General features: G+C 66.8%; 24 protein-coding genes. 13 read left to right on the top strand and 11 right to left on the bottom strand.

Annotated features, from left to right (window positions below; translation table 11 throughout):
- Positions 1–51: 51 nt before the first annotated feature.
- The 5 genes from ACOYW6_RS10540 to ACOYW6_RS10520 are packed head-to-tail and all read left to right on the top strand — an operon-like array spanning position 52 to position 7,123.
- A complete protein-coding gene (locus tag ACOYW6_RS10540; RefSeq protein WP_423141269.1) occupies positions 52–1,242 on the top strand; it encodes an efflux RND transporter periplasmic adaptor subunit in 1,191 nt (396 codons plus the stop codon).
- A 12-nt stretch (positions 1,243–1,254) separates the two neighbouring features.
- Positions 1,255–4,461 (top strand): efflux RND transporter permease subunit, encoded by a 3,207-nt coding sequence (locus ACOYW6_RS10535; RefSeq protein ID WP_423141268.1) that lies wholly within the window; start codon positions 1,255–1,257, stop codon positions 4,459–4,461.
- A gap of 35 nt (positions 4,462–4,496) precedes the next feature.
- The gene (locus tag ACOYW6_RS10530) at positions 4,497–5,714 is read left to right on the top strand and encodes a DUF445 domain-containing protein (RefSeq protein ID WP_423143114.1); all 1,218 of its coding nucleotides are present in this window, start codon (positions 4,497–4,499) and stop codon (positions 5,712–5,714) included.
- Between the two features lie 8 nt (positions 5,715–5,722).
- Positions 5,723–6,244: a GNAT family N-acetyltransferase gene (locus ACOYW6_RS10525; protein WP_423141267.1), complete on the top strand. Its 522-nt coding sequence runs from the start codon at positions 5,723–5,725 to the stop codon at positions 6,242–6,244.
- Between the two features lie 51 nt (positions 6,245–6,295).
- Positions 6,296–7,123, top strand: coding sequence for an energy transducer TonB (locus ACOYW6_RS10520; protein ID WP_423141266.1), 828 nt, complete (start codon positions 6,296–6,298; stop codon positions 7,121–7,123).
- Here the strand turns inward: ACOYW6_RS10520 and ACOYW6_RS10515 are convergent.
- The 5 genes from ACOYW6_RS10515 to sucC all read right to left on the bottom strand — a co-directional run bounded on the left by ACOYW6_RS10515 (position 7,089) and on the right by sucC (position 11,969).
- Positions 7,089–8,366, bottom strand: coding sequence for a TIGR00341 family protein (locus ACOYW6_RS10515; protein ID WP_423141265.1), 1,278 nt, complete (start codon positions 8,364–8,366; stop codon positions 7,089–7,091). The two genes, ACOYW6_RS10520 and ACOYW6_RS10515, sit on opposite strands and share 35 nt — an antisense overlap.
- A complete protein-coding gene (locus tag ACOYW6_RS10510) occupies positions 8,363–9,295 on the bottom strand; it encodes an electron transfer flavoprotein subunit alpha/FixB family protein (protein WP_423141264.1) in 933 nt (310 codons plus the stop codon). Before ACOYW6_RS10510 ends, ACOYW6_RS10515 begins: the two co-directional genes overlap by 4 nt.
- Entirely contained in the window at positions 9,295–10,047 is a 753-nt protein-coding gene (locus tag ACOYW6_RS10505) for an electron transfer flavoprotein subunit beta/FixA family protein (RefSeq protein WP_423141263.1), read from the bottom strand. Before ACOYW6_RS10505 ends, ACOYW6_RS10510 begins: the two co-directional genes overlap by 1 nt.
- A 64-nt stretch (positions 10,048–10,111) precedes the next feature.
- Positions 10,112–10,762 carry an acetyltransferase gene (locus ACOYW6_RS10500; RefSeq protein ID WP_423141262.1) on the bottom strand — a complete coding sequence of 217 codons (651 nt, stop codon included), beginning with the start codon at positions 10,760–10,762 and terminating at the stop codon, positions 10,112–10,114.
- A 7-nt stretch (positions 10,763–10,769) separates the two neighbouring features.
- Positions 10,770–11,969: an ADP-forming succinate--CoA ligase subunit beta gene (sucC, locus tag ACOYW6_RS10495; protein ID WP_423141261.1), complete on the bottom strand. Its 1,200-nt coding sequence runs from the start codon at positions 11,967–11,969 to the stop codon at positions 10,770–10,772.
- Between the two features lie 139 nt (positions 11,970–12,108).
- Between sucC and ACOYW6_RS10490 the strand changes: the two genes are divergently transcribed.
- Positions 12,109–12,885, top strand: coding sequence for a 3'(2'),5'-bisphosphate nucleotidase CysQ (locus ACOYW6_RS10490; protein WP_423141260.1), 777 nt, complete (start codon positions 12,109–12,111; stop codon positions 12,883–12,885).
- 3 nt (positions 12,886–12,888) lie between these two features.
- Here ACOYW6_RS10490 and ACOYW6_RS10485 read toward each other — a convergent pair whose 3' ends face one another.
- The 4 genes from ACOYW6_RS10485 to rplJ form a co-directional block, all read right to left on the bottom strand.
- A complete protein-coding gene (locus tag ACOYW6_RS10485; RefSeq protein WP_423141259.1) occupies positions 12,889–13,548 on the bottom strand; it encodes a hypothetical protein in 660 nt (219 codons plus the stop codon).
- Complete coding sequence (locus tag ACOYW6_RS10480; protein WP_423141258.1) at positions 13,545–13,847, bottom strand: hypothetical protein; 303 nt, start codon at positions 13,845–13,847, stop codon at positions 13,545–13,547. The genes ACOYW6_RS10485 and ACOYW6_RS10480 overlap by 4 nt, the downstream gene beginning before the upstream one ends.
- Positions 13,848–14,024: 177 nt before the next feature.
- Positions 14,025–14,402: a 50S ribosomal protein L7/L12 gene (rplL, locus tag ACOYW6_RS10475; RefSeq protein ID WP_423141257.1), complete on the bottom strand. Its 378-nt coding sequence runs from the start codon at positions 14,400–14,402 to the stop codon at positions 14,025–14,027.
- 64 nt (positions 14,403–14,466) lie between these two features.
- Positions 14,467–14,982 (bottom strand): 50S ribosomal protein L10, encoded by a 516-nt coding sequence (gene rplJ, locus ACOYW6_RS10470; protein WP_423141256.1) that lies wholly within the window; start codon positions 14,980–14,982, stop codon positions 14,467–14,469.
- Positions 14,983–15,351: 369 nt separating this feature from the next.
- Between rplJ and ACOYW6_RS10465 the strand changes: the two genes are divergently transcribed.
- Positions 15,352–15,984: a methyltransferase family protein gene (locus ACOYW6_RS10465; RefSeq protein ID WP_423141255.1), complete on the top strand. Its 633-nt coding sequence runs from the start codon at positions 15,352–15,354 to the stop codon at positions 15,982–15,984.
- A 33-nt stretch (positions 15,985–16,017) separates the two neighbouring features.
- Here ACOYW6_RS10465 and ACOYW6_RS10460 read toward each other — a convergent pair whose 3' ends face one another.
- Positions 16,018–16,560 carry an acyloxyacyl hydrolase gene (locus ACOYW6_RS10460; protein ID WP_423141254.1) on the bottom strand — a complete coding sequence of 181 codons (543 nt, stop codon included), beginning with the start codon at positions 16,558–16,560 and terminating at the stop codon, positions 16,018–16,020.
- An 83-nt stretch (positions 16,561–16,643) separates the two neighbouring features.
- On the opposite strand from ACOYW6_RS10460, the gene ACOYW6_RS10455 reads away from it, so the two are divergent.
- From ACOYW6_RS10455 to groL, 3 genes are all read left to right on the top strand, one after another.
- Positions 16,644–18,050, top strand: a complete 1,407-nt coding sequence (locus tag ACOYW6_RS10455) for an MATE family efflux transporter (RefSeq protein ID WP_423141253.1) — start codon at positions 16,644–16,646, stop codon at positions 18,048–18,050.
- Between the two features lie 126 nt (positions 18,051–18,176).
- Complete coding sequence (gene groES / locus ACOYW6_RS10450) at positions 18,177–18,464, top strand: co-chaperone GroES (RefSeq protein ID WP_423141252.1); 288 nt, start codon at positions 18,177–18,179, stop codon at positions 18,462–18,464.
- 41 nt (positions 18,465–18,505) lie between these two features.
- Positions 18,506–20,143 (top strand): chaperonin GroEL, encoded by a 1,638-nt coding sequence (gene groL, locus ACOYW6_RS10445; RefSeq protein ID WP_423141251.1) that lies wholly within the window; start codon positions 18,506–18,508, stop codon positions 20,141–20,143.
- A gap of 75 nt (positions 20,144–20,218) precedes the next feature.
- On the opposite strand, the gene ACOYW6_RS10440 is transcribed toward groL, so the two are convergent.
- Positions 20,219–20,818, bottom strand: a complete 600-nt coding sequence (locus ACOYW6_RS10440; protein ID WP_423141250.1) for a DUF4142 domain-containing protein — start codon at positions 20,816–20,818, stop codon at positions 20,219–20,221.
- Between the two features lie 152 nt (positions 20,819–20,970).
- On the opposite strand from ACOYW6_RS10440, the gene ACOYW6_RS10435 reads away from it, so the two are divergent.
- From ACOYW6_RS10435 to ACOYW6_RS10425, 3 genes are all read left to right on the top strand, one after another.
- Entirely contained in the window at positions 20,971–21,372 is a 402-nt protein-coding gene (locus ACOYW6_RS10435; RefSeq protein ID WP_423141249.1) for a host attachment protein, read from the top strand.
- Positions 21,373–21,488: 116 nt separating this feature from the next.
- Positions 21,489–23,423, top strand: coding sequence for a potassium transporter Kup (locus ACOYW6_RS10430; protein ID WP_423141248.1), 1,935 nt, complete (start codon positions 21,489–21,491; stop codon positions 23,421–23,423).
- Between the two features lie 172 nt (positions 23,424–23,595).
- Positions 23,596–24,684, top strand: coding sequence for a serine hydrolase (locus ACOYW6_RS10425; RefSeq protein ID WP_423141247.1), 1,089 nt, complete (start codon positions 23,596–23,598; stop codon positions 24,682–24,684).
- The last annotated feature ends 21 nt before the right edge of the window (positions 24,685–24,705 follow it).

Here is a 24,705-nt window from a genome sequence, read left to right as displayed (position 1 = left end):
TAATACACCTGCGGGTGGAACGACGGTCTCCGTCGGCAAAGGGCTATCGACATGAATTACGACACGCGGATCAATGGCGACGGTTCGGCCGCGATCGAAACGACCACGATCGTCGACCCGCTCGAGGAGGTCGAGGAGGATCGCCGCGATCGCCGCCGGTTGTTCATCATCGCGGCTGTCGTGCTCGTGCTGATCGTGGCGGTCTGGTTTCTGACTCACCGGGGCGGTGAACCTGTTGACCAGGCCAAGACCAACCAGGCGCCCGTTGTCACCGTGATCCAGCCGGGCCGCACGACCGTGGTGGGCGAAATCAGCGCCACCGGTTCGCTGGCGGCACGCGTGGACATGCCGGTCGGCGTGCCGGGAGAGGGCGGCCAGGTCGTTTCCGTGCTGGTGCAGCCAGGCAGCTGGGTTCGCGCCGGCCAGGCGCTGGCGGTGATCGACCGGACCGTGCAGGTCCAGCAGCAGGCCAGCCAGGCCGCGCAGATTCAGTCGGCCCAGGCCAGCCTCGCGCTGGCGCAGGCGAATTACGATCGCGCCATCAAGCTTCTCGACCGCGGCTTCATTTCAAAGGCCGATATCGATCGCCTGCGCGCCACGCGCGACCAGGCAGCCGCGCAGGTGCGCGTCGCCGGCGCCCAGCTCGGCGTCCTGCGGGCGCAGGCGGACCGCCTCAACGTGGTCGCCCCGGCGGCCGGGCTGGTGCTTGAACGCAGGGTAGAGCCCGGCCAGGTGGTTGGCCCCGGCAGCGGCATGCTGTTCCGCATCGCCAAGGGCGGCGAGATGGAAATGAAGGCCGCGCTGGGCCAGACCGACCTGGCCCAGATCAGCACCGGCATTTCCGCTGACGTCGTTCCCGTCGGCTCGCCCAAGCACTTCGTCGGCCAGGTCTGGCAGGTGGCGCCGGTGATCGATCCGGCCAGCCGCCAGGGCTTCGCCCGCATCGCGCTGGCCTATGCGCCCGAACTGCGTCCCGGCGGCTTTGCCAGCGCAACGATCCGCGCCGGGAGCGTGGTCGCGCCCATGCTGCCCGAATCGGCGATCCTGTCCGACAACAAGGGCAGCTACGTCTATATCGTCGGCGCCAACAACAAGGTTGAGCGGCGCGCGGTCAAGACCGGTACCGTCTCCGACACCGGCATCGCCGTGGTTGAGGGGCTTTCGGGTACCGAGAAGGTCGTGCTGCGCGCCGGCGGGTTCCTGTCGCCGGGCGAGACCGTCCAGCCGCGCGCGTCCAAGTAAGGCGCGCGTGCGATGAATTTCCGCAACATCTCGGCCTGGTCGATCAAGAACCCGGTCGTTCCGATCGTGTTTTTCCTCGGGTTGGTGATCGCCGGCCTGATGGCCTTCAGTAAGATGCAGGTGCAGAACAACCCTGACATCGAGTTCCCGATGGTCATCGTGGTGATCGCGCAGCCCGGCGCCGCCCCGACCGAGATCGAGACCCAGATCACCCAGAAGGTCGAGGCCGCGGTGCGCGCCATCGCGGGGGTCGAGACGATCAGCTCGACCGCCAACGAAGGCAGCAGCCAGACCCAGATCCAGTTCGCCATCGGCGAGGATATCAACGAGGCCACCAACGAGGTGAAGAACGCGGTCGACCAGGCCCGCGGCGACCTTCCCGACGGCATTCTCGAGCCGCAGGTGTTCAAGGCCCAGACCTCGTCCGACCCGATCGCCTATTTCGCCGTCACCGCCGATGACATGACGCTCGAACAGCTGTCGTGGTACATCGACGATACGGTCGCCAAGAGGCTGCTGTCGATCGAAGGCATGGCCGAAGTCAGCCGCGGCGGCGGGGTCAACCGCGAGATTCGCGTCACGCTCGATCCGGCGCGGATGCAATCGCTCGGCGTCACCGCCAGCCAGGTGAACACCGCGCTGCGCTCGCTCAACGTCAACGCAGCCGGCGGCAAGGCGGAGATCGCGGGTTCGCGCCAGTCGGTGCGCGTGCTCGGCAATGCCAAGACCGCGTTCGACCTGTCACAGACCGACATTCCGCTCAGCGGCGGCCGCACGATCAAGCTGGCCGACTTTGCCACCGTATCGGACAGCTACAGCGAGATCACCTCGGCCGGTAAGATGAACGGCAAGCCGGTCGTCACGTTCGGCATCAGCCGCGCGCGCGGCGCTTCCGACGTGACTGTCTACGATGACGCCGTGGCCGAACTGGCCAAGATGGAAAAGGCCAGCCCGGGCATCCACTTCATCCGCCTGTTCTCGTCGGTCGACTACACCAAGCAGCAGTACGAAAGCTCGATGTCGTCGATGGTCGAAGGCGCCATCCTGGCGGTCATCGTGGTGTTCTTCTTCTTGCGCGACTGGCGCGCGACGGTGATCTCCGCGATCGCCATTCCGCTGTCGGCGATCCCGACCTTCTGGTTCATCAGCACGTGGTTCGGCTTCACGCTCAACTCGCTCTCGCTGCTGGCCCTGGGCCTGGTGGCTGGCGTGCTGGTCGACGATGCGATCGTGGAGATCGAGAATATCGTGCGCCACATGCGCATGGGCAAAAGCGCGTACCAGGCCTCCATCGACGCCGCCGACGAGATCGGTCTGGCGGTCGTCGCCACCACGTTCTCGATCGTCGCCGTATTCCTGCCGGTCGGCCTGATGCCCGGCGTATCGGGGCAGTTCTTCAAGAACTTCGGTATAACGGTCGTGGTCTCGGTGCTGATGAGCCTGCTCGTCGCGCGGATGGTCACGCCGATGGTGGCGGCCTATTTCCTCAAGGCGCACGGCCATGCCGAACATGCCAGCGGGCCGTGGATGGATCGCTACCTGCGCGTGCTGCACTGGTCGCTCTATACCGGGTCGGCAAAAGCCTATCGCGACAGGTTCGAGCGGGCCGACGGGACGGTGCCGATGCGGCGCCGGTTCGCCGCACGCCTGCGCGATCACCGGGTGTGGATGGTGGGCATCGGGTTTGCCTCGTTCGCGGCCACGATCGTCCTGTTCATGAACATTCCCAGCCAGTTCTTCCCCAACGTCAACAGCGACTTCAGCCGCGTCCAGATCGAGATGGTTCCGGGCACGACCCTAGACCAGACGCAGGCGGTGGCGGACCGGGTGGCCGATATCGTCCGTCAGCGGCCCGAGGTCGAAGGCGCGCTCGAACGGGTGAGCGAAGGCAACGCGCGCGTCCTCATCACGCTGAAGAAGGACCGCGAGAGCAGCAGCCAGGAATTCGAACGCGCGCTGACGCCGCTGCTTCAGGACATTCCCGATGCCCGCGTCACCGTGCAGGACCAGAACGGCGGCGGCGGCGGTGGCACCGGCCGGCCGATCTCGATCATGTTCTCCGGCTCCAACTCCGAGCTGCTCGACCAGACCGCCGGCCGCCTGGCAGAGGAGATGAAGTCCATCCCCGAACTGGTCGCCCCGCGCGTTGCCGCCGACATGCGGCGGCCCGAGGTGCTGATCAAGCCGCGGCTTGAGCTCGCTGCTTCGCTCGGCGTCACCACGCAGGCGCTCAGCCAGACGATCCGCATCGCCACGATCGGCGATATCGACCAGAACGCGGCCAAGTTCTCGCTATCGGACCGCCAGGTGCCGATCCGCGTGCGCTTGTCGGAAGATGCCCGCCGCAGCTTGTCGACGATCCAGAACCTCCCTGTGCCTACGACCAGCGGCGGCTCGGTGCCGCTGTCGACCGTGGCCGACATCGGCTTCGGTTCGGGCCCGGTTTCGATCCAGCGCTATAACCAGAACCGCCGCGTGTTCATCGGTGCCGACCTTGCCCCCGGCGTGGTCAAGGGCACCGCGATGGAGAAGATCAACAAGCTGCCCGTAATGCAGAAGCTGCCGCAGGGCGTGTCGAAGGAACCCTTCGGCGACGACAAGTGGCAGGCCGAGATGATCAGCAACTTCATGGTCGCCCTGGCCGCCGGCGTGCTGCTGGTGTTCTCGGTTCTGGTGCTGCTTTATCACCGCGTGGTGTCGCCGCTGGTCAACATGGGGTCGCTGTTCCTGGCGCCCTTCGGGGGGCTGCTGGCGCTGCTGGTGGTGGGACAGCCGCTGTCGCTGCCGGTGTTCATCGGGATCCTCATGCTGTTCGGCATCGTCGCCAAGAACTCGATCCTGCTGATCGATTTCGCGATCGAGGAAATGGCCACCGGAAAGTCCAAGTTCGACGCCATTGTCGAGGCCGGGCACAAGCGCGCGCAGCCGATTGTGATGACGACAGTGGCGATGGTTGCGGGCATGATCCCGACCGCCGCGTCGCTGGGTGGTGACGGCGCCTGGCGCGCGCCGATGGGTACCGTCGTGATCGGCGGCCTTACACTGTCGACGCTGCTGACGCTGCTGATCGTGCCGGCGGGCTTCAGCCTGGCCGACGGGATCGAGAAGCGCCTCGGGCCGCTGCTGCGCCGGCGTTTTCTGACCTACACGCCGGAAGACAAGGTTCGCGCCGAGTACCCGCACCACGGGCATCCCCCCGAGGCCGTGCCCGCCGAGTGAAGGCTGCCGCCACCCCGCCCGATCGTGCGCGCCGCATGCGCGTCTTCGCAACGGCCATGCTGGGCGCGATGGCGGCGACATTCCTGGTGGCTCGCCATTTCGGCGCGCAAGGCGGCGCGCATGGGGCCTGGGGCTATGTACTTGCCTTCGCCGAGGCGGCGATGGTCGGCGGATTGGCAGACTGGTTCGCGGTGACCGCGCTGTTCCGCCGTCCGCTCGGCCTTCCGATCCCGCACACCGCGATCATCCCTGAGAACAAGGACCGCATCGCCGATACGATGGCCGCGTTCCTGCGCGAGAATTTTCTGACTCCGCAAGTCGTCGCACGGCGCTTGGCCGGCATGAACCTCGCCGCCGCGGCCGGTGCGTGGCTGTCCGACCCGCGCGACGACAATGGCGGACGCGTGCGCGCCGGGGCCGCCGAGCTGTTTGCCCAAGTGCTGGAATCGCTCGATCCCGAACGGCTCGGCAACCAGGTCCGCGCCGGGCTGGTCAAGCAGCTGGGCAAGCTGGAGGTGGCGCCGCTGCTGGGTCAGCTGGTGTCGGCGGCGATCGCCGACAAGCGCCACTTGCCGGTGATCGATTCGTTGGTGCGCTGGACCGGGCTGACGCTGGAGGACAACGAGGACATCGTCCGCGACATGATCAACCGCCGCGCGGGTGCGGTGCTGCGCTGGACAGGGCTCGACGAACGGCTCGCCAACTCCGTGATCGATGGCCTCTACAAGATGCTGGCCGAAGTGATGGTCGATCCCGAACATCCGCTGCGCGCGAAGATCGAGGAAGGGCTTGCCAAGCTGGCCGACGACCTTGGCACCGATTCCGATCTGCGCGGCAAGGTCGAGGCGATGAAGGCCGACCTGCTTGCCAACCCGGCCGTTTCGAACTGGTGGCAAGGGGTGTGGGAACGGCTGCGCACCGGACTGATCGAGCGGGCACGCAAGCCCGGCTCAGGTTTTGGCGGCCAGCTGACCGAGGCGCTGGGCGAGCTTGGCGCCACTTTGCGCGACGATCCGGCGCTGCAGGACCAGATCAACCGCTATGCACGCCGCAGCCTGGTCGGCATCGCGACGCGCTATGGCGATCACATCGTCCGGCTGGTGTCGGAAACGGTCAAGCGCTGGGACGCGCGCACCGTCACCGACCGGATCGAGGGCGCGGTCGGACGCGACCTGCAGTTCATCCGCATCAACGGCACGCTGGTGGGCGGCCTGGTCGGCGTTGCCATTCACACGTTCGATACCCTGCTGTGACCGGCCCGGTGCTGACGACCGAACGGTTCACGCTGTCGCCGCCGGTTGCGGGCGATCTGGACGACCTTTACGCGTTGACCGCCGCCGAGGAAACGCGCCGCTTCCTGGGCGGGATCGAGCCGAGCCGGATGGATTCGTTCCAGCGCCTGCTGCGCAACGCCGGATCGTGGGCGCTTCACGGTTACGGCACGTTCATGGTCCGTCCACACGGGCAGGACCGTATCGTCGCCAATTGCGGCGTGTTTCGCAGCTTTCGCGGCTTCGGCAAAGGGCTCGACGACGTGCCCGAGGCCGGCTGGATCATTCACCGCGACTGGTGGGGCAACGGTGTCGCCGGCGAGGTGATGCGCGCCGTACTCGCCTGGTTCGACGCGACGCAAGGCGAGCAGCGCGTTGCCTGCATGATCGAGGACGGTCATGCCGCCTCCGCGGCGATCGCGGCCAAGCTGGGGTTCGTCGAATACGCCCGCCACACGCCTGAAGGCGGGCACGAGCTTGTGCTTTATGAGCGAGGCCAGCCCTTGCCCTGACGCGCTGGCTCGGCCAACCTTGTCCGGGCAAGGGGGCGCGTTTCCATGACAATGACGAAGTTTTTGGCGGCGACGCTTGGTATCGCCACCTCGACCGCCGCCCTGGCCGCCGAGCCAGATCCGATCCTTCAACCGACGACGCCGTGGAAGGTCGATTACGCGGACAAGGAATGTCGGCTGCTGCGCCGTTTCGGCAGCGGCGATTCCGCGATCACTCTGCGCATGGCGATGGGCGGAAGCCTGCGAACGTTCGATCTGGTCCTGGCCGGACCATCGATCCCGAAGCTGACCGAGCGGGTCAAGCTGGCCATGTCCTTGGAACCCCAGGGCAAAAGCCAGACAATCGACGGCTACTCGCTTGCGCTGAAGGACCAGTCCGAGCGGTTTATCCGGTCCTATGATGCCAGCTCCGGACTCATTTACACGTTCACGCCCAACCAGGTCGTCGCCTTCACCGTCGCTCCGGCGTTCTCGGTTCGTCTGAACCTGACCGACGCCAGCGCTGCCATCCTGGCGCTGCGGTCCTGCTACGACGACCTGCTGCAAAGCTGGGGCGTCGACATCGCAGGAATACGTCGCGCCGTTGTGCCGGCCGAGCCGCTGGTCGATGAATCCCATTTGATGACTGCGGACGATTATCCGACCGGGCCACTTCGAGACGAGCAGCAGGGCAGCGTCCTGTTCCAGCTGCTGATCGACCCCACGGGCAAGGTCACCGAGTGCCGCGTGGTCAGCTCGAGCAACAATCCAGTGCTCGACAAGACAACTTGCGATCTGGCGATGCGACGCGCTCGTTTTGCACCGGCTCGCGATGCCGCTGGAAAGGCGGTGCCCGGTGCTTACGTCAATCGGGTGCGGTGGATGATCCCGGCGGATTGACACCCTCGGCAACCAACGCGCCGGGCGCCCCCCGGGCGACCGATGCCTGATCAATCGTCCAGTCCGGAAAGGCCGCGCGCAGGGCGGCCAGGGTTGGTACGGGCAGGGACGGGGCGCCTTGCGGCCTGACCACGATCGCGCGCCGGGCGGCGAGATCGACGGTCACCGCGCCGCCACCGTTCACGACCGCGACAAGTGCGGCGCGCAGGCGTGCCGCGCTGGCGGCGCGGGCGACGTCGTCGGCGGCCTTGCGCGACTCGGCGGCGCGAGCGGCCTCGGCCTCGGCGCTGCCCGATCGCAATTGCAGTACGGCACCGTCGACCGGGCGACCGAGCACCTTGGCCGCTTCGGCAAGGAAGCGCGGTTCAAGCTGCGGGACGAAGCGCGGTTCGATGACCAGCGCGTCGACGCGCGCCGGATCGCCGCTTAGCGTGATCTCCAGCCGGTCGATCCGCGCGTCTTCGCCCGCCATGTCCTGAAGCGAGGCCCGCAGGCTGGCCTGGGCTGACGCATCGTGGACGATCGCCGACAAGCGCAGCCCCAGCGGCACCGCCAGGACCGCAAGAAGCGCCAGGATCCCACCCGACTGCGCCCAGGTCTGGCGCGGCGAGAGCATGTGGCCAAAGTGCGCAATGCGGGCCGTGGCAGTCGCCATCAGCGCGATCGCCGTGGTGTTGGTGACGAACAGCAGCAGCGCCCCGACCGCGAAATCGCTGCGCGCCGTGGCGATGGCGAACCCGACAACCGCCAGCGGCGGCACTAGCGAGGTAGCGATCGCCACGCCGACCAGTTCGATCATCGTGCGCCGGATAACGGCATAGGCACCGGCGATGCCGCCGGCGACGGCGATCAGCAAGTCGAGCAGGCTGGGCCGGACCCGCGCAGCGATTTCCGGGGTGACGTCGCGAATCGGGGACAGCAAGGTCAGCACGCAGGCGAGCGCGATCGCCGTTGCCGCCATTGCGGCCAGCGATTGCAGCGATCGCCGCACCAGCGCGCCTTCGAACACCGCGAAGCCGAAGCCCAGTCCCACGATCGGGCCGAGCAGCGGCGATATCAGCATCGCGCCGATGATGACCGGCGCCGAGTTCATCAGCAGGCCAAGGTGCGCGATCGCCGTCGCCAGCGCGACCAGCATCAGCTTGTCGCGCGTCAGCCGTGCTCCGCGGGCAACGCTTGCCAGCGTGCCCGCGCGCCCGTTGCCCTGTTCGGGCCCGGCCGCAGGGGCCGCCGGCGCATTCACAGCTTGCCGGTCAACTCCGGCACCAGCGTGAACAGGTCGCCAACCAGGCCGATGTCGGCAACCTGGAAGATCGGCGCGTCCTCGTCCTTGTTGATGGCGATGATGGTCTTGGAGTCCTTCATGCCCGCAAGGTGCTGGATCGCACCCGAAATGCCAACCGCGATATAGACTTCCGGCGCCACGATCTTGCCGGTCTGGCCGACCTGGAAATCGTTGGGTACGTAGCCGGCGTCGACCGCGGCGCGGCTGGCGCCGACGCCGGCGTTCAGCTTGTCGGCCAGCGGGAAGATCAGCTGCTTGAAGGTCTCGGCATCCTTCAGCGCCCGGCCGCCGGAAACGATGATCTTGGCGCTGGTCAGTTCGGGGCGCTCGCTCTTGGCGAGCTCGCTGCCGACGAAGCTGGAAAGGCCGGCGTCTCCGCTACCCGACACGGTCTCCACCGTGCCGGTGCCGCCGCTGGTCGCCGCCTTGGCAAAGGCGGTTCCGCGCACGGTGATGACAAGCTTGGGGTCGCTCGATTCGACCGTGGCGATCGCGTTGCCGGCGTAAATCGGCCGCGTGAACGTCTTGGGCCCCTCGACCGAGAGGATGTCCGAGATCTGCATCACGTCGAGCAGCGCGGCGACGCGCGGGGCGACGTTCTTGCCAGTGGTGGTGGCGGGCGCGACGAAGGCGTCGTGATCGGCCATCAGGCCGGCGATCAACGGCGCCACGTTCTCCGCCAGCGCGTGCTCGTAAGCTGCGTCATCGGCCAGGTGGACCTTGCCCACGCCGGCGATCCTGGCGGCTTCGTCCGCCACAGCCGAGCAACCCTTGCCGGCGACAAGCAGATGGACCTCGCCGATCTGCGAAGCGGCGGTGACCGCAGCCAGCGTCGCGTCCTTGACCGCGGCGTTGTCGTGTTCGACCCAAACGAGCGTCTTGGCCATCAGGCTACTCCCAGTTCCTTGAGCTTGGCGACGAGTTCGTCGACCGAGCCCACCTTGATGCCGGCGCTGCGCACCGGCGGTTCGCTGACCTTGAGCGTCTTGAGGCGCGGCGCAACGTCGACGCCGTAATCGGCCGGCGACTTCATCGCCATCGGCTTCGACTTGGCTTTCATGATGTTGGGCAGCGAAGCGTAGCGCGGCTCGTTGAGGCGCAGGTCGGTGGTGACCACCGCCGGCAGAGCCAGTTTGACCGTCTCGAGTCCGCCGTCGATCTCGCGCTTGACGACGACCTGGTCGCCCTCGACCGCCACTTCGTTGGCGAACGTGCCCTGCGGCCGTCCCAGCAGCGCTGCGACCATCTGGCCGACCTGATTGGAATCGTCGTCGATCGCCTGCTTGCCGGTGATGATCAGGCCTGGCTGCTCCTCGTCCGCGACGCCCTTGAGGATCTTGGCGACAGCCAGCGGCTCAACCTCGACGCCATCGTCGACCTGGACCAGGATCGCGCGGTCCGCGCCCATGGCGAGCGAGGTGCGCAGCGTTTCCTGGGCCTTGGCCGGACCAACCGAAACCGCCACGATCTCCGTCACGACGCCCTTTTCCTTCAGACGGATCGCTTCTTCGACCGCGATCTCGTCGAACGGGTTCATGCTCATCTTGACGTTGGCGAGATCGACGCCGCTGCCGTCGGACTTGACCCGCGGCTTCACGTTGTAGTCGATCACGCGCTTGACGCAGACCAGGGCTTTCATCGGATTTGCCAGCCTTTCCCAATTACACGCAGCGAGGCCGCGCTACTTTGCGTTTACGTAAACGTCAACTACCCGAGGGGCGCTCCAGCGGCCGAGCCGGGTTCCCGACCACGACCGCGCCCTCGGGCACGTCCTTTGTGACCACCGCGCCCATGCCGACCGTCGCGCCCTTGCCGATGCGCAGCGGCTTTTCGGCGGTCCCCTGCCTCAGGACCGCGCCGGTGCCGATGTAGGCATCGTCGTCGATATGGACATTGCCGTTGCAGCACACCCGCGGCGCGAAGGTGACATAGTCGCCAATAACGCAGTTGTGCGCGACGTAGCTGTAGATGTTGCACTGGAACTGCGCGCCGACGCGAAGATCGCCGGTCAGCATCGTGAAGTCGCTCAGCAGCAGGCCTTCGCCCGTAAAAACCTGGTGGCCGATCACTGCGGTCGGGGCGGTCAGCTCGAACGGCAGCGCGCCGCGCGCCGTCAGCGTTTGATGCAGGCGGCGCCGCACCGCGCCGGCGCCGATTGCGATGACGAAGCTGTCACCCGCCGCCACATCGCCCAGCGGGTGCACCGGTACGCCCAGGAAACTGTCGGCGTCCGGATCGTCGACCGCGAACGCCAATTCGACTGCGCCGTCCCCGCCCGGGCGCCAGGTCGAGCGCAGGGTGCCGAGGACTTCCGCCCCGAACCCGCCCGCGCCGATGATCCAGAGCCGGGTCACGCCGCGCTCAGGCGACCTTCTGCACTTCGGCGACGATCTTGCGCGCCGCATCGCCGAGGTCGTTGGCGGGAACGATCGCCAGGCCCGAGTTGGCGAGGATCTGCTTGCCCTGCTCGACATTCGTGCCTTCCAGGCGGACGACAAGCGGGACCGACAAGTTCACTTCCTTGGCCGCCGCGACGATGCCGTCGGCGATGATGTCGCACTTCATGATCCCGCCGAAGATGTTGACCAGGATGCCCTTCACGTTTGGATCGGCTAGAATGATCTTGAACGCGGCGGTGACCTTTTCCTTCGAGGCGCCGCCGCCAACGTCGAGGAAGTTGGCCGGGAACATGCCGTTGAGCTTGATGATGTCCATCGTCGCCATGGCAAGGCCGGCGCCGTTGACCATGCAGCCGATGTCGCCGTCGAGCTTGATGTAGGCCAGGTCGTACTTGCTGGCCTCGATCTCGGCCGGGTCTTCTTCGGTCTCGTCGCGCAGCGCCATCACGTCGGGATGACGATAGAGCGCGTTGGAATCGAAGCTCATCTTGGTGTCGAGCACCAGCAGCTTGCCGTCTTTCGTTTCGACCAGCGGATTGATTTCGAGCATGGCGCAATCGAGCGCGACGAACGCGTCGTAAAGCTGCTTGCCCAGCACCTGCGCCTGCTTGTTCAGATCGCCCTTGAGCTTGAGCGCGAAGGCGATGGCGCGGCCGTGATGCGGCATGAAGCCTTCGGCAGGGTCGATCGTGATCGTGGTGATCTTCTCGGGCGTCGAGTGGGCGACCTCCTCGATGTCCATGCCGCCTTCGGTCGAAACGATGATGGCGATGCGCCCCGTTGCGCGGTCGACCAGCAACGACAGGTAGTATTCGTGCGCGATGTCGACGCCGTCGGTGACGTAGAGTCGATTGACCTGCTTGCCGGCCTCGCCCGTCTGGATGGTCACCAGCGTGTTGCTCAGCATTTCGCGCGCGAACTCGCCCACTTCCTCGACAGACTTGGCCAGGCGCACCCCGCCCTTGGCGTCGGGACCCAGTTCCTTGAACTTGCCCTTGCCGCGTCCGCCCGCGTGAATCTGGGCCTTGACCACGTAAAGCGGCCCTGGAAGCCGCTTCGCCGCGGCCAGCGCGTCCTCGACGGTCAACGCCGCGATTCCGGTCGGGATTCCGACGCCGTACTTCGCCAGCAGTTCCTTGGCCTGGTATTCGTGGATGTTCATGCCTGTTCCTGTCGCCGGGATTTGCGGCCACGAATGGGCCGGGCAAGGCGCCCTAAGCATGGTTGGGCGCGGTTGAAAAGACCTTTGCCGCCGCGCAGGCGGGCTTGCCAGCCCGCTCGGCGGTGCTCACAAACACCCGATGATCGACCGCGCGCACCTGGCCGAGATCGTTGCCGAAGCCGGCCGCATCGCCATGGCCCGGTGGCCCGGCGCCGGGCACACGCTGCAGGTCTGGGAAAAGGCGCCCGGCAATCCGGTGTGCGAGGCGGACCTGGCGGTCGACGCCTTCCTCAAGCGCGAGCTGACGCGGCTGCTGCCCGCAGCCGGCTGGCTGTCCGAGGAAACTATCGACGCACCGGACCGACTGGCGGGCGAGCTGATCTGGCTGGTCGACCCGATCGACGGGACGCGCGACTTTATCCGCGGTCGCCCCGGTTGGGCCGTATCGGTCGCACTGGTCAGCGCCGGCCGACCGCTGCTGGGCTTCCTTGCCGCGCCCGCGCGCGGCGAGGCTTGGGAGGCGGAAGCGGGACACGGCGCGATGCGCAACGGGGTGATCCTGATCGCTTCGCGCCGAACCGAATTGGCCGGCGCGCGCGTGCCGGCAAACGACCTGCCCCGCGAAGACGCCGACCTTGTCCTGGTCGATCAACCCAACTCCATCGCCCTGCGCATCGCTATGGTCGCCGCTGATGAGGCCGACCTGGTGGCGACGCTGCGCTGGGGCTGGGAATGGGACATCGGCGCTGCGGCACTGATCGCGCGCGAGGCCGGCGCCGCGGTCACCGATGCGTTCGGCCAGCCACTCAATTACAACAAGCGCGACCCGCGCGCCTTTGGCGTGCTGGTCAGTTCGCCCGCAATCCACGACGCGGCCGTGGCCCGCATTGCCGAGCGGGCCGCGTCGCTGCGCTAGGGCCTAGCCGACTTTCGCCGAACGCAGGATCTTGTTGGCGGTGTCGGTTACCACTTCGTAGACCGCCCCGTCGCTGGCGCGCAGGCGGCGCACGGTATTGCCAGCGGCATCGACCGTGGACGAAACTGTCGACAGCCCGCTGCGCGCGATGTCGAGCACCGCGCCCGAGCGCAGCAGCCCGGTGGTCAGGTTGCCGACCGTGTTAACGGTGTTGTTGACCACGCCGCCGACGGTGCCGACGGTGTTGTTTACCGTGCTGCCCAGCGTCTGGATGATGGCCGGGTTGTTGTCGATCGTCTGCAGCGTGCGCTCGATAATGGCGCGCACGTTGTCGAGCCGTACGATCAATGTCGCCTGGGCCTTCACGCCCTTGATGTCGAGCTTGACCTTGTCGATCGAGGCGTCCGCGCCAGCGGTCAGCTTGAGCAAATTGCCGAGCCGCGCGTCGAGCGCGATGTGCGCCTGCAGGTTGTCGACCTCGAGCGTGATCTGTTCGACCGACAGGTTCGGGATGTCGAGCAGGACATCGGGCTGGGTGCTGGAATTAAGGGCCGCAGCGGCGGCGGGCGAGGGGTTGGCGACGCCGGTGCGGTTCTGGGCGAGGGCCGGGGTGGCGGCCAGTGTGCCAGCGGCGGCGGCTGCGAGCGCGAGGCTGCGGATCATGGGTTTCCTCCTGTTGACGGGGTCTGCGTGACGAGCGCGGGTTGGGATGGATCGGCCAGCGTCACCGCGGCGTCGAGCGAGACGGTGACGTTGGAGACGGTCGTGCCGTTCGGCACCAGTTTCGAAGGTGTGATCAGCGTGGTCTTGTCGAGCAACGGCTCGGCATGGACTGTCACTTCGGCGCGGCCCTGACGCTCGACCCGCAGCGACTTTGCGGACACGCGCGCGTGCAGTTCGATGTCTGGCTGCGGCGCGGCCGCGGCAGTCTGCTGAAAGAGGAGAAGTGCTGCTGCGATCATGGTCGCAGGGCAATACGCACCAGCGCGCCGCAGGTTGCAACGCCGGGCATAAATACCCCGCCGGAACAAGGAACTGGGTGCGCGGGCTGCCGGTGCCTGCATGGGGACCAAAAAAAGGCGGCCCGCGACATGCGCGGACCGCCCCTTTTCGTTTTCGACCTGGAAAGGCCGAAGCGCTTACTTGACCTCGACGGTCCCGCCAGCGGCTTCGATCTTGCCCTTGATGTCTTCGGCCTCGGCCTTGTTGACGCCTTCCTTGATGGCCTTGGGAGCCGATTCAACGAGGGTCTTGGCTTCGGTCAGGCCCAGGCCGGTGATGGCGCGGACTTCCTTGATGACCTGGATCTTCTTCCCGCCGTCGCCGGTCAGGATCACGTCGAACTCGGTCTTCTCTTCGGCGGCTTCGGCAGCGGCGCCACCGCCCGCGGGGGCGGCAACGGCGACGGCAGCGGCGGCGGAAACGCCCCACGCTTCTTCCAGCGCCTTGGCAAGGTCGGCCGCCTCGAGGACGGTCAGCTTCGAAAGGTCTTCAACAAGCTTGGCAATATCGGCCATGATGCTTCACTCCTGATTGTGGGCGCCCGGCAAACGGCCGGGCGAAATCGTTTAAAGAACGGTCTTAAGCGGCTTCTTTCGCGGCATAGGCGCCAAAGACGCGCGCCAGCTTGGCCGCCGGAGCGGTCGAGAGCTGGGCGATCTTGGTCGCCGGAGCGTTGACGAGGCCGATAAGCTTGGCCCGCAGTTCGTCGAGGCTCGGCATCGAGGCGAGCGCCTTGATCCCGTCCGCGTCCAGAACCTGCGACCCCATCGCACCGCCGACGATCTCGATGCGATCGTTGGTCTTGGCGAAATCGACGACGGCTTTCGCCGCGGCGACCGGATCGACCGAGGTGGCAATGGCGGTCGGACCCGAAAGCAGATCGCCGATGCCGACATAGTCGGTGTCCTGGATGGCCAGCTTGGCAAGACGGTTCTTCGCAACCTTGTAAGCCGCTCCCGCGTCGCGGACCTTCGTGCGCAATTGGGTGGACTGGGCCACCGTCATGCCGAGGTTGCGGGCGATGACCACCACGCCGGCCTCGTTGAAGACCGCGTTCAGGGAAGCGACCGAATCGGCTTTTTGCGAACGATCCATGCCTTACTCCTTCACACATGGCCGCGTTCGTTTTGGCGAACACGGCCGGCTACGTTGTCCGTGCCGCAGCTGCGGCACGGGCTATTCCGTTCGAAGGGGAAGGAGCGCGCCCGGATGGACGCGAAGCACCTGGCCAGCATGGCCGGTGAAACTCTTTGCCCCGTCTAGGCCGGAGATTAAGGGAGCCAGGAACCTGGCAGACCCACCGGCGGTCTCGGACGGACGTCCGGCAAGCGAACTTACCGGAACGGGCGCGCCACTGGCGCAAAGGCGCGCCGGAGTCAATTGTTATCGGGGCCGCGGCTCGCGCGGAAACTCCTTGTTAACCCTGTTCTGCCACTCCGAGGCTGTAACGGGGGACTTTCGACAATGGATCATGCCGCAACACTGGCGCCGCCGCGCTTCCTGCGTCCGGCGGTGCTCGACAGGATCGAGCAGGTGGCCGTCGTGCTCCTGTGGGTCTTCCTGGTCGAGCGGGTAATCGGCAACACCAACCCGTTCGCCCCGCTTGTCCTCGTCGCCGAGACAACCGTGCTGTTCTTCGTGCTGGTACGCCGCCCGACCGAGGCTATCTCAGTGCGGCTGGGCGACTGGCTGCTGGCGATCACCGCCACCGCCGCGCCGCTGCTGATGACCCCCGGGCCAAGTCCCGTGCCCGCGCTGGTGCCGCTGGGCGTGGCGCTGGTGGTGTTCGGCAACTGCTTCCAGATCTGGGCCAAGCTGTTCCTGCGCCGCAGCTTCGGCATTGCCCCGGCCAACCGCGGAATCAAGAGCGACGGCCCTTACCGCTTCGTGCGCCATCCGATGTACGCGGGCTACCTGGTGGTCCACGTCGGCATCTTTTTGCTGATGTGGTCGCCGCTCAACCTGGTGCTCTACGTCATCGCCTGGTGGGCGCAGGTCCTGCGGCTGCTGGCCGAGGAGCGCTTGCTGAGCGAGGATCCGGCCTATCGCGCCTTCATGCAGAAGGTGCGCTGGCGGATGATCCCCGGCGTTTTCTGAACCCGCCCGCGCGCAGGCGTCCCCAGAGCGCGGCTAGAAGCCCAGGTTCACCCGCGCGCCGATCATGTCGATGCCGGGGTTCTGGTCGCGGTTGAAGATTCGCGCATGGCTGATGTGCGTCCAGCTCGCCTCGACCGAGATGCGCGGGCTGACGTGGATGCCCGCGGCCAGTTCGGGTTCGAACAGCACGCGGCTGCCCAGGTCGGTGCGCCGGAACGTCACCGGGTCGAAGCGCAGGTCCGGTCCGGTGTGGACCACCATGCCCAGCCCCGGCCGTACGTACAGGCTCTTCCCGATCGGTAGCGGCCAGCTCAGCCCGGCGCCGGCGAACGAGGTGTCGCCCTGGGTGTTGATCGATCCGATCACGTAAGGCGCGGGCTTGCCGATGAAGGCCAGGCCGGCTTGCCGATCCCAGCGCACGCCGAACTGGATGTCGGCGCCGCCTTCGGGGATGTCGAGCGTGAAGGGCGTGTTCACCTCGTGCTTGTGCACCCCGACATAGGCTTCGCGGGCCTGAGCGGGAACGGCGGCAACGGCGGCGGCGGCGCAGGCCGCGATCAGAGCGTGACGAAGCATGCCGCGCCCATGATAGCACGGCGCTTTCGCATTGGTGAACGGTGCTGGCGCAGGCCCCGAGGGGCGGCTATCGCGGCCGGCCGATGACGCGCACAGACCTTCCTGCCGGCCTTGGCGCCTCCACCCGGCGCGGCGAACTTGCCGCCACGGTGGCGCTCGCGCTGCCGCTGGCGGGTGCCAACCTGATCCAGATGATGGTCTACGCGGTCGACGTGATCTTCGTCGCCCGGCTCGGGCCACTGGCGCTTGCCGCCTCGTCGCTTGGGGTGTCGATCTTCGGGCTGCTGATGTGGTCGTCGACCGGACTGGTCGGGGCAGCCGCCCCGCTGATTTCGGCCGAGCTCGGCCGCCGCCGCCACGCGGTTCGCGAAGTGCGGCGCACGTTCCGCATGGCGCTTTGGCTCGCGCTGCTGTCGGGCGTGATCGTCGCGGCGCTGTGCCTGGGGGGCGAGGCGTTCATGCGCGCCACCGGGCAGGACCCGGAGGTAACGCGCCAGGCCGGTGCGTTCCTGGCGGTGCTGGCGCTGGCCGCGCTGCCCAATGTGATGGCCTGGCTGCTGCGCACGTTCGTATCGGCGATGGGGCGTGCGGGCATCGCCACTGCGGTGACGTTGCTGGCGCTGGCGGTCAATTCGCTGGGCAACTACGCCTTCGTGTTCGGCCATTTCGGCGCCCCGGCGCTGGGACTGGTGGGTTCGGCGATTTCCAGCGTGATAACCGCCTGCGCGATGATGCTGGCCTACATGGCGATCATCTTTTCGGACCGGCGCTTTCGCCGCTACCGTCTGTTCGGGCGGTTCTGGCGAAGCGACTGGCCGCGTTTTTTCGATCTCGTCCGCATCGGCCTGCCGATCACCGGCACGATCCTGGCCGAGGCCGGGCTGTTCAGCGGCGCCGCCTTCCTGATGGGCCGGCTGGGCGAAGCAGAACTGGCCGGGCACACGCTCGTCCTGCAGCTGGCCGCGCTGGCGTTCCAGGTTCCATACGGCATCGGCCAGGCCGCCACGATCCGGGTCGGCTATCACTACGGCGCCGGGGACCGCGCCGGGATGGGTCACGCGGGCAATGCCGGCATCGCGCTGGGCATCGGCTTCATGGCGCTGACCGGGCTGGTCATGGCGCTGTTTCCGCGCACGATCCTGCGCCTCTACATCGACCCCGACGCGGCGCAGAATGCTGCCCTGGTCGGTTTCGCACTGCAGTACATCGTCGTTGCCGCCGCGTTCCAGCTGTTCGACGGCGCGCAGGCGGTGACCGCGGGCGCGCTGCGCGGCCTGCAGGATACCCGCGTGCCGATGGCCATCGCGATCTTCGGATACTGGCTGCCCGGCTTCGGGACGGCGATCCTGCTCGGCTTCCTGACCGCGCTGGCGGGAACGGGCATCTGGCTGGGGCTGATGGCGGGACTGGTGGTGGTCTCGATCCTGCTCGGCTGGCGCTGGCTGGCGCGCGACCGGCTGGGGCTGACTGCGGTCCATCCCGCCGGCTGATCGGATTGTGCCAGGCGCTGGCGCCTACCCTTGACGACCCGCCGGGCACGACCCATATGCGCGCCGCTGGCACTCTCCGTGTGGGAGTGCCAATCCGCACTTTGTCATGGAAAAAGGGAGCACCCCATGAACTTCCGTCCGCTGCACGACCGCGTGCTCGTGCGCCGCATCGAAGCCGATGAAAAGACCGCCGGCGGGATCATCATCCCCGACAGCGCCAAGGAAAAGCCGAGCGAGGGCGAGATCGTCGCCGTCGGCACCGGCGCCCGCGCCGAAAACGGCACCATCACCCCGATGGACGTCAAGGCCGGCGACAAGGTCCTGTTCGGCAAATGGTCGGGCACCGAGGTCAAGGTGAACGGCGAAGACCTGCTCATCATGAAGGAAAGCGACATCCTCGGCGTCATCGCCTGAGCACGCGCTTTTCCCATCCTATCTAAGCAAGGAAGCACACAATGGCTGCCAAGGACGTCAAATTCTCGCGCGATGCGCGCGAACGCATTCTCGCCGGTGTCGATACCCTCGCCAACGCGGTGAAGGTTACCCTCGGCCCCAAGGGCCGCAACGTCGTGATCGACAAGAGCTTCGGCGCGCCGCGCATCACCAAGGACGGCGTAACCGTCGCCAAGGAGATCGAGCTCAAGGACAAGTTCGAGAACATGGGTGCGCAGATGCTGCGCGAAGTCGCCTCGAAGACCAACGACAACGCCGGTGACGGCACCACCACCGCCACCGTGCTGGCGCAGGCGATCGTGACCGAGGGCATGAAGTCGGTCGCCGCCGGCATGAACCCGATGGACCTCAAGCGCGGCATCGACCTTGCGGTCGAGAAGGTGACCGAGAACCTCAAGGCGCGCTCCAAGCCCGTCTCCGGCTCGCAGGAAATCGCCCAGGTCGGCATCATCTCGGCCAACGGCGACCGCGAAGTCGGCGAGAAGATCGCGGAAGCGATGGAAAAGGTCGGCAAGGAAGGCGTCATCACCGTCGAGGAAGCCAAGGGCCTCGAGTTCGAGCTCGATGTCGTCGAAGGCATGCAGTTCGACCGCGGCTACCTGTCGCCGTACTTCATCACCAATCCCGACAAGATGACCGTCGAGCTCGATAACCCCTACATCCTGATCCACGAGAAGAAGCTGTCGTCGCTCCAGGCGATGCTGCCGATCCTCGAGGCCGTGGTGCAGTCGGGCCGTCCGCTGCTGATCATCGCCGAGGACATCGAGGGCGAAGCGCTGGCCACCCTGGTGGTCAACAAGCTGCGCGGCGGCCTCAAGGTCGCGGCGGTCAAGGCGCCGGGCTTCGGCGATCGCCGTAAGGCGATGCTGGGCGATATCGCCACGCTGACCGCGGGCGAGATGATCTCGGAAGACCTCGGCATCAAGCTGGAGTCGGTGACCGTGAACATGCTCGGCCAGGCCAAGAAGGTCACGATCGACAAAGACAACACCACGATCGTCGACGGCAATGGTTCGGCCGACGAGATCAAGGCCCGGGTCGAGCAGATCCGCGCCCAGATCGAGACGACGACCAGCGATTACGACCGCGAGAAGCTGCAGGAACGCCTGGCCAAGCTGGCCGGCGGTGTTGCCGTGATCAAGGTCGGCGGTGCCTCGGAAGTCGAGGTCAAGGAGCGCAAGGACCGCGTCGACGACGCGCTCCACGCGACCCGCGCCGCGGTAGAAGAAGGCATCGTTCCGGGCGGCGGTACCGCGCTGCTGTACTCGGCCAAGGCCCTCGAAGGCCTGACCGGTGCGAACGAGGACCAGACCCGCGGGGTCGACATCGTCCGCAAGTCGCTGACGGCACTAGTGCGCCAGATCGCCTCGAACGCCGGCCATGACGGTGCGGTCGTCTCGGGCAAGCTCATCGACGGCAACGACGAGAACATGGGCTTCAACGCCGCGACCGACACGTACGAGAACCTGGTGACCGCCGGCGTGATCGACCCGACCAAGGTCGTCCGCACCGCGCTCCAGAACGCGGCTTCGGTCGCCGGCCTGCTGATCACCACCGAAGCGGCGATCAGCGAAAAGCCGGACGACAAGCCCGCCATGCCGGCGATGCCCGGTGGCGGCATGGGCGGGATGGACTTCTAAAGACCCGCCAGGGTCGGCAAGTCCGACTTACCAACAGGAAAGGCCGGGGAGCGATCCCCGGCCTTTTTTTTGCGTCTACTTCGCCAGTGCCTGGGCGGCGGCGAGGTGTTTTTTCAGTGTCGGCAGCGTCGCCTTGGCGAGTGCGGTCACCTCGGCGGGATCGCTGCTGGCGGCTTCCTTTTCGAACGCAGCGATGTCCTTGGTATGGTCTTCGACCATGTAGCGCGCGAATTCCGTGTCGAAGGCGGCGCCGCTGAGGCCCTGCAGCTTGGCATATTCGGCATCGGCCTCGGCCTTGGTGGCGGTCGTGGTCGGCACGCCCATCTTGCCGGCCAGCGCCGCCACGTCCTTGGCGGCCTTGCCGTGATCGGTTGCGAGCATCGACCCGAAGGCCTTGACGCCAGCGGCGCTACCCATGCTGGCGGCGAGCTTGCCCAGCTTCACTTCGCTGTTGTCGCCCTTCATCGCATCGGTGAGGAACGTGGCCGCGCCACCTTGGGCCTCAGCCGTGTTCGGAGAAGCCATCGTCGACGACGCCATCGTGTCGGCCGCGTCCGCCGATGCCATGTCGCTGGCGGCGTCGCTGGCGGCGGTATCAGGCGTCTTGTCGGAACACGCCGCGGTGGCGAGCGCAAAGGTGCCGCAGGCGATCAGGGAAAGTACCCGGCTTTTCATGGTGATGACCCTTCGTTGTGAGACTGATCGAACAACATCTCCTCATCGGGCGAGTTCCCGCCACAAAAGTTCGTGCCATCGGCGGACCAAACGCGGCCGCCGCCCGTTAGGTAAGGGAGAGCCACGCACCCTTAGTCCCGGAGACGACCGCCATGATACTTCCGCCCCACACCCACGTCGCCATCGCCGATGGTGAACGCTTCGTGATGATGCGCAGCGGCAACGATACCACAGCGATCGAGCTGACCGCGCTCGGCACGCCGGAGGTGTCGGACACCAACCGCAGCGCCGGCATGCGCCACCAGGACAGCGGTACCTCGGGATCCGAGGACATGGACGAATTCGCGCACGCGGCCGGCGTGGCCGAATATCTGAACCACGCCGTGCTGACGCACGCGATCAGCGACCTTCTCGTCATTGCCGATCCGGTGACGCTGGGCGAGATGCGCAAGCACTATCACGGCAAGCTGCGCGAGGCGCTGGTGGGCGAATTGCCCAAGACGCTGACGTCGCATTCATCGGCCGAGATCGCCGCCGCCATCGCCGCGGCCTGATCCCCGGGAAGGCGCGGAAACCTCACCTGCAAGTGCGTTAAACGCATTTGCGCCGGGCGTGGACAGGCGTATTGGGCCGCGCCCGGCATCGTGCCGGCACAGGAGCCGGCGCCTTCATGTCGCTTTCCGAATTGGCCTCGCCGGGTGCGAGCGAACCGTCCCACCATCGCCCTCGAACCGCAGCGCTGACGATCGGCGCCATCGGCGTCGTTTTCGGCGATATCGGCACCAGTCCGCTTTACGCTTTTCGCGAGGCGCTCGGTCAGGCCGCGTCGGACGGGCTGGTGCGCGAGGAAATCGTCGGCGTCATGAGCCTGGCGCTGTGGGCGCTGATCGTGATCGTCACGCTAAAGTACGTCGTCTTCCTGATGCGCGCGGACAACGAAGGCGAAGGCGGGGTGCTGGCGCTGCTGGCGCTGGCGCAGCGCGGCGGTGCACGGCGCCGGGGCGGCTTCGTCCTGATGCTGGGCGCGCTCGGCGCGGCGCTGTTCTATGGCGACGCGGTGATCACGCCGGCCTTGTCTGTGCTGTCCGCGGTGGAAGGGCTCAAGTCGCTGCCCGCCGCCGCCCCGCTGTTCACCGAAAGCCGCATTATCCTGATCGCCCTGGCGATTCTGGCCGGGCTGTTCGCGATCCAGTCGCGCGGGACGGCAACCGTATCGAAGCTGTTCGGGCCGGTCTGCATCGTCTGGTTCCTGGCAATCGGCGCGCTGGGCTTGATCCACATCGCCGACGGGCCGGCGATCCTGCAGGCATTCCTGCCCTGGCACGCGGTCAACTTCGTAGCGCACGAAGGCGTGCTGGGGCTGTTCGTGCTGGGCGCGGTGTTCCTGACCGTCACCGGCGCGGAAGCGCTTACCGCCGATATGGGCCATTTCGGCAAGCGCCCGATCCGGCTCGGCTGGGCGTTGCTGGTGTTCCCGGCGCTGGCGCTCAATTACCTCGGGCAGGGCGCGTTCGCGATCCGCGTGCTTGAGGAGTCCGACCGTCTCGGCAGGCCGTTCGCCAACCTTGACTGGTTTTTCCTGATGATACCCGATGCGGTGCGCCTGCCGATGGTCCTGCTGGCCACGGCGGCCACGATCATCGCCAGCCAGGCCGTCATCACCGGGGCCTTCTCACTGACCCGGCAGGCCATCCAGCTGGGGCTGCTGCCGCGCCTCAAGATCGAACAGACCTCGCCGGGACATGAGGGGCAGATCTACATTCCCTTCGTCAACTGGGCGGTCCTGGCCGGCGTGGTTATGCTCACGCTCGGCTTCCGCACGTCATCCGCTATGGCGGCCGCTTACGGCATCGCGGTTACCGGGACGATGGTGGTGACCTGCTGCCTGGCGTTCGTGGTGGTCCGCAACCGCTGGAACTGGAGTGTGCCGGCGGCGCTGGCGGTCATCGTGCCGTTTCTGGCCATCGACCTGGTGTTCTTCGGCGCCAATATCCTGCGCGTGATCGAGGGCGGCTGGGTGCCGCTGACGATCGCGGCCGCGCTGATGCTGGTGATCGTCACCTGGATTCGCGGCCGCCGGATCGTGTCCGAACTCGAAAACGACGGCGCCGTGCCGTTGGCCGACATGGCGCGTGCGCTTGCCAAGCGGCCGCCTACGCGCGTGCCCGGTACGGCCGTGTTCCTGACCGCGCGAAACGAACTGACGCCGCACGCCCTGCTCCACAACCTTAAGCATAACGGGGTGCTGCACGCCCACGTCTTCGTAACCACGGTCAAGACGCTGCGCCGCCCGCAGGCGGAACCGGGGGAACGGGTGGCCGTCACGCGGATCGACGATACGTTTGCACGGGTCGAGCTTCGCTACGGCTTCATGGAAACCCCCGACGTGCGCAGCGATCTGATCGCCGCCGGCCTGCCCGGCGCGGACAAGGCCAGTTTCTTCATCGGCCGCAACAATTATGCTTTCGCCGATGGCGATGCGGGAATGCCGTTGTGGCAGGACGTCCTGTTCGTGACACTGCACCGGAACGCTGCCGATCCGACCGACTATTTCGCGATTCCGTCCAATCGCGTGATCGAACTGGGGGCGCAGTACGCGATCTGAGTCACGCGCGCGGCGTGAAACACTTCCACGAACACAGATAAAGTCTTGCGGAATCGCACAAGTTCCACGGTTCGTCAGCTAAGAGTCTCGCTTCGCCGCAGGATTGGTTGAACGCAAGGCAACCAAGTCGTTAGCCTTGTGGAAATCCTGAGGGGGATATGTAGGGCCGGTGATGAAGACCTTGAAAACTCGCCTTGCGGCGACATTCGCTGCTGCGGCCATCCTGGCAGTGCCAACCGCCACCGCCGGTGCCGACGCGCTGGAAAAGACCTTCGACACGGTTATTGGCGGGGCGAAGTCGGCCCCGGTCACGGCCGCGCCGCGGACCAACCCGCTGGTCGCGCGCACCGCGCCGACGTCCAGCGCGGCGATTACCCGGGTCAGCGTCGCCCCCACCGTCTTCGCCGATCCGCTGTACAAGCTGCTGGCCAGCGTCGCCGGCCCCGACCGCGGCCGTATCGGCGTTGCCGCCATGGACCTGGCGACGGGTCGCACGGTGGGCATGCTGGACAGCCAGCCGTTCCCGATGGCCTCGACCAGCAAGGTCGCCATCGTCGCTACCTTCCTGCAGGGCGTCGACCAAGGCCGCTGGGGCCTCGACGATCGCTTCCCGATGATGATGCCGATCCCGTCGGCCAAGCTGTCGAGCGCGGTCGCCCCGGTTCGTGCCGGGCCGATGCTGTCGGCGCGCCAGCTCATCGATCTGGCGCTGATCCATTCCAACAACCAGGCGACCGACGGGCTGCTGGCCGCTGTCGGCGGGCCCGCTGCGGTCAATCGCTGGGTTGCCGGCACCGGGCTGACCGGGTTCAACCTCCAGCGCGACATCGCCACGCTGGTACGCGACGATGGCCTGGTCGATCCCGCCACCCGCGTCGACACCCGCGATTCGGTCAATCCGCAGACGATGGTTCGCCTGCTTGCCGGGCTGCGCAAGGGCCAGTGGCTGTCCGATTCCAGCCGCGCGGTCCTGTTCTCCGCGATGGAACGCTGCGTCACCGGCAAGCGCCGCCTGAAGGCCCTGATGCCGGCTGGCGCCAGCGTGGCGCACAAGACCGGCACGCTCAACAACACGTCGAGCGACGTCGGCTTCATCCGGACGCCAGATGGACGCGAATACGCGGTCGCGGTCTATGTCACCGGCCAAGGCTCCAAGCCCGCCCGGGACGAGCGCATCGCGACGATCGCCCGCACCCTTTACGACGGGTTCGAGGCGGAATCGCGCGGCCTGCTGAAAGGCACGCAAACCGCGTCGCGCTAAGCCGCCGCAACGGACACGAAA

It is taken from the genome of Parablastomonas sp. CN1-191, from assembly GCF_049354825.1.
Lineage (GTDB): Bacteria > Pseudomonadota > Alphaproteobacteria > Sphingomonadales > Sphingomonadaceae > Novosphingobium.
Note: the sequence above shows the minus strand (reverse complement) of the source record. Positions and strands in the feature narration are given on the sequence as shown.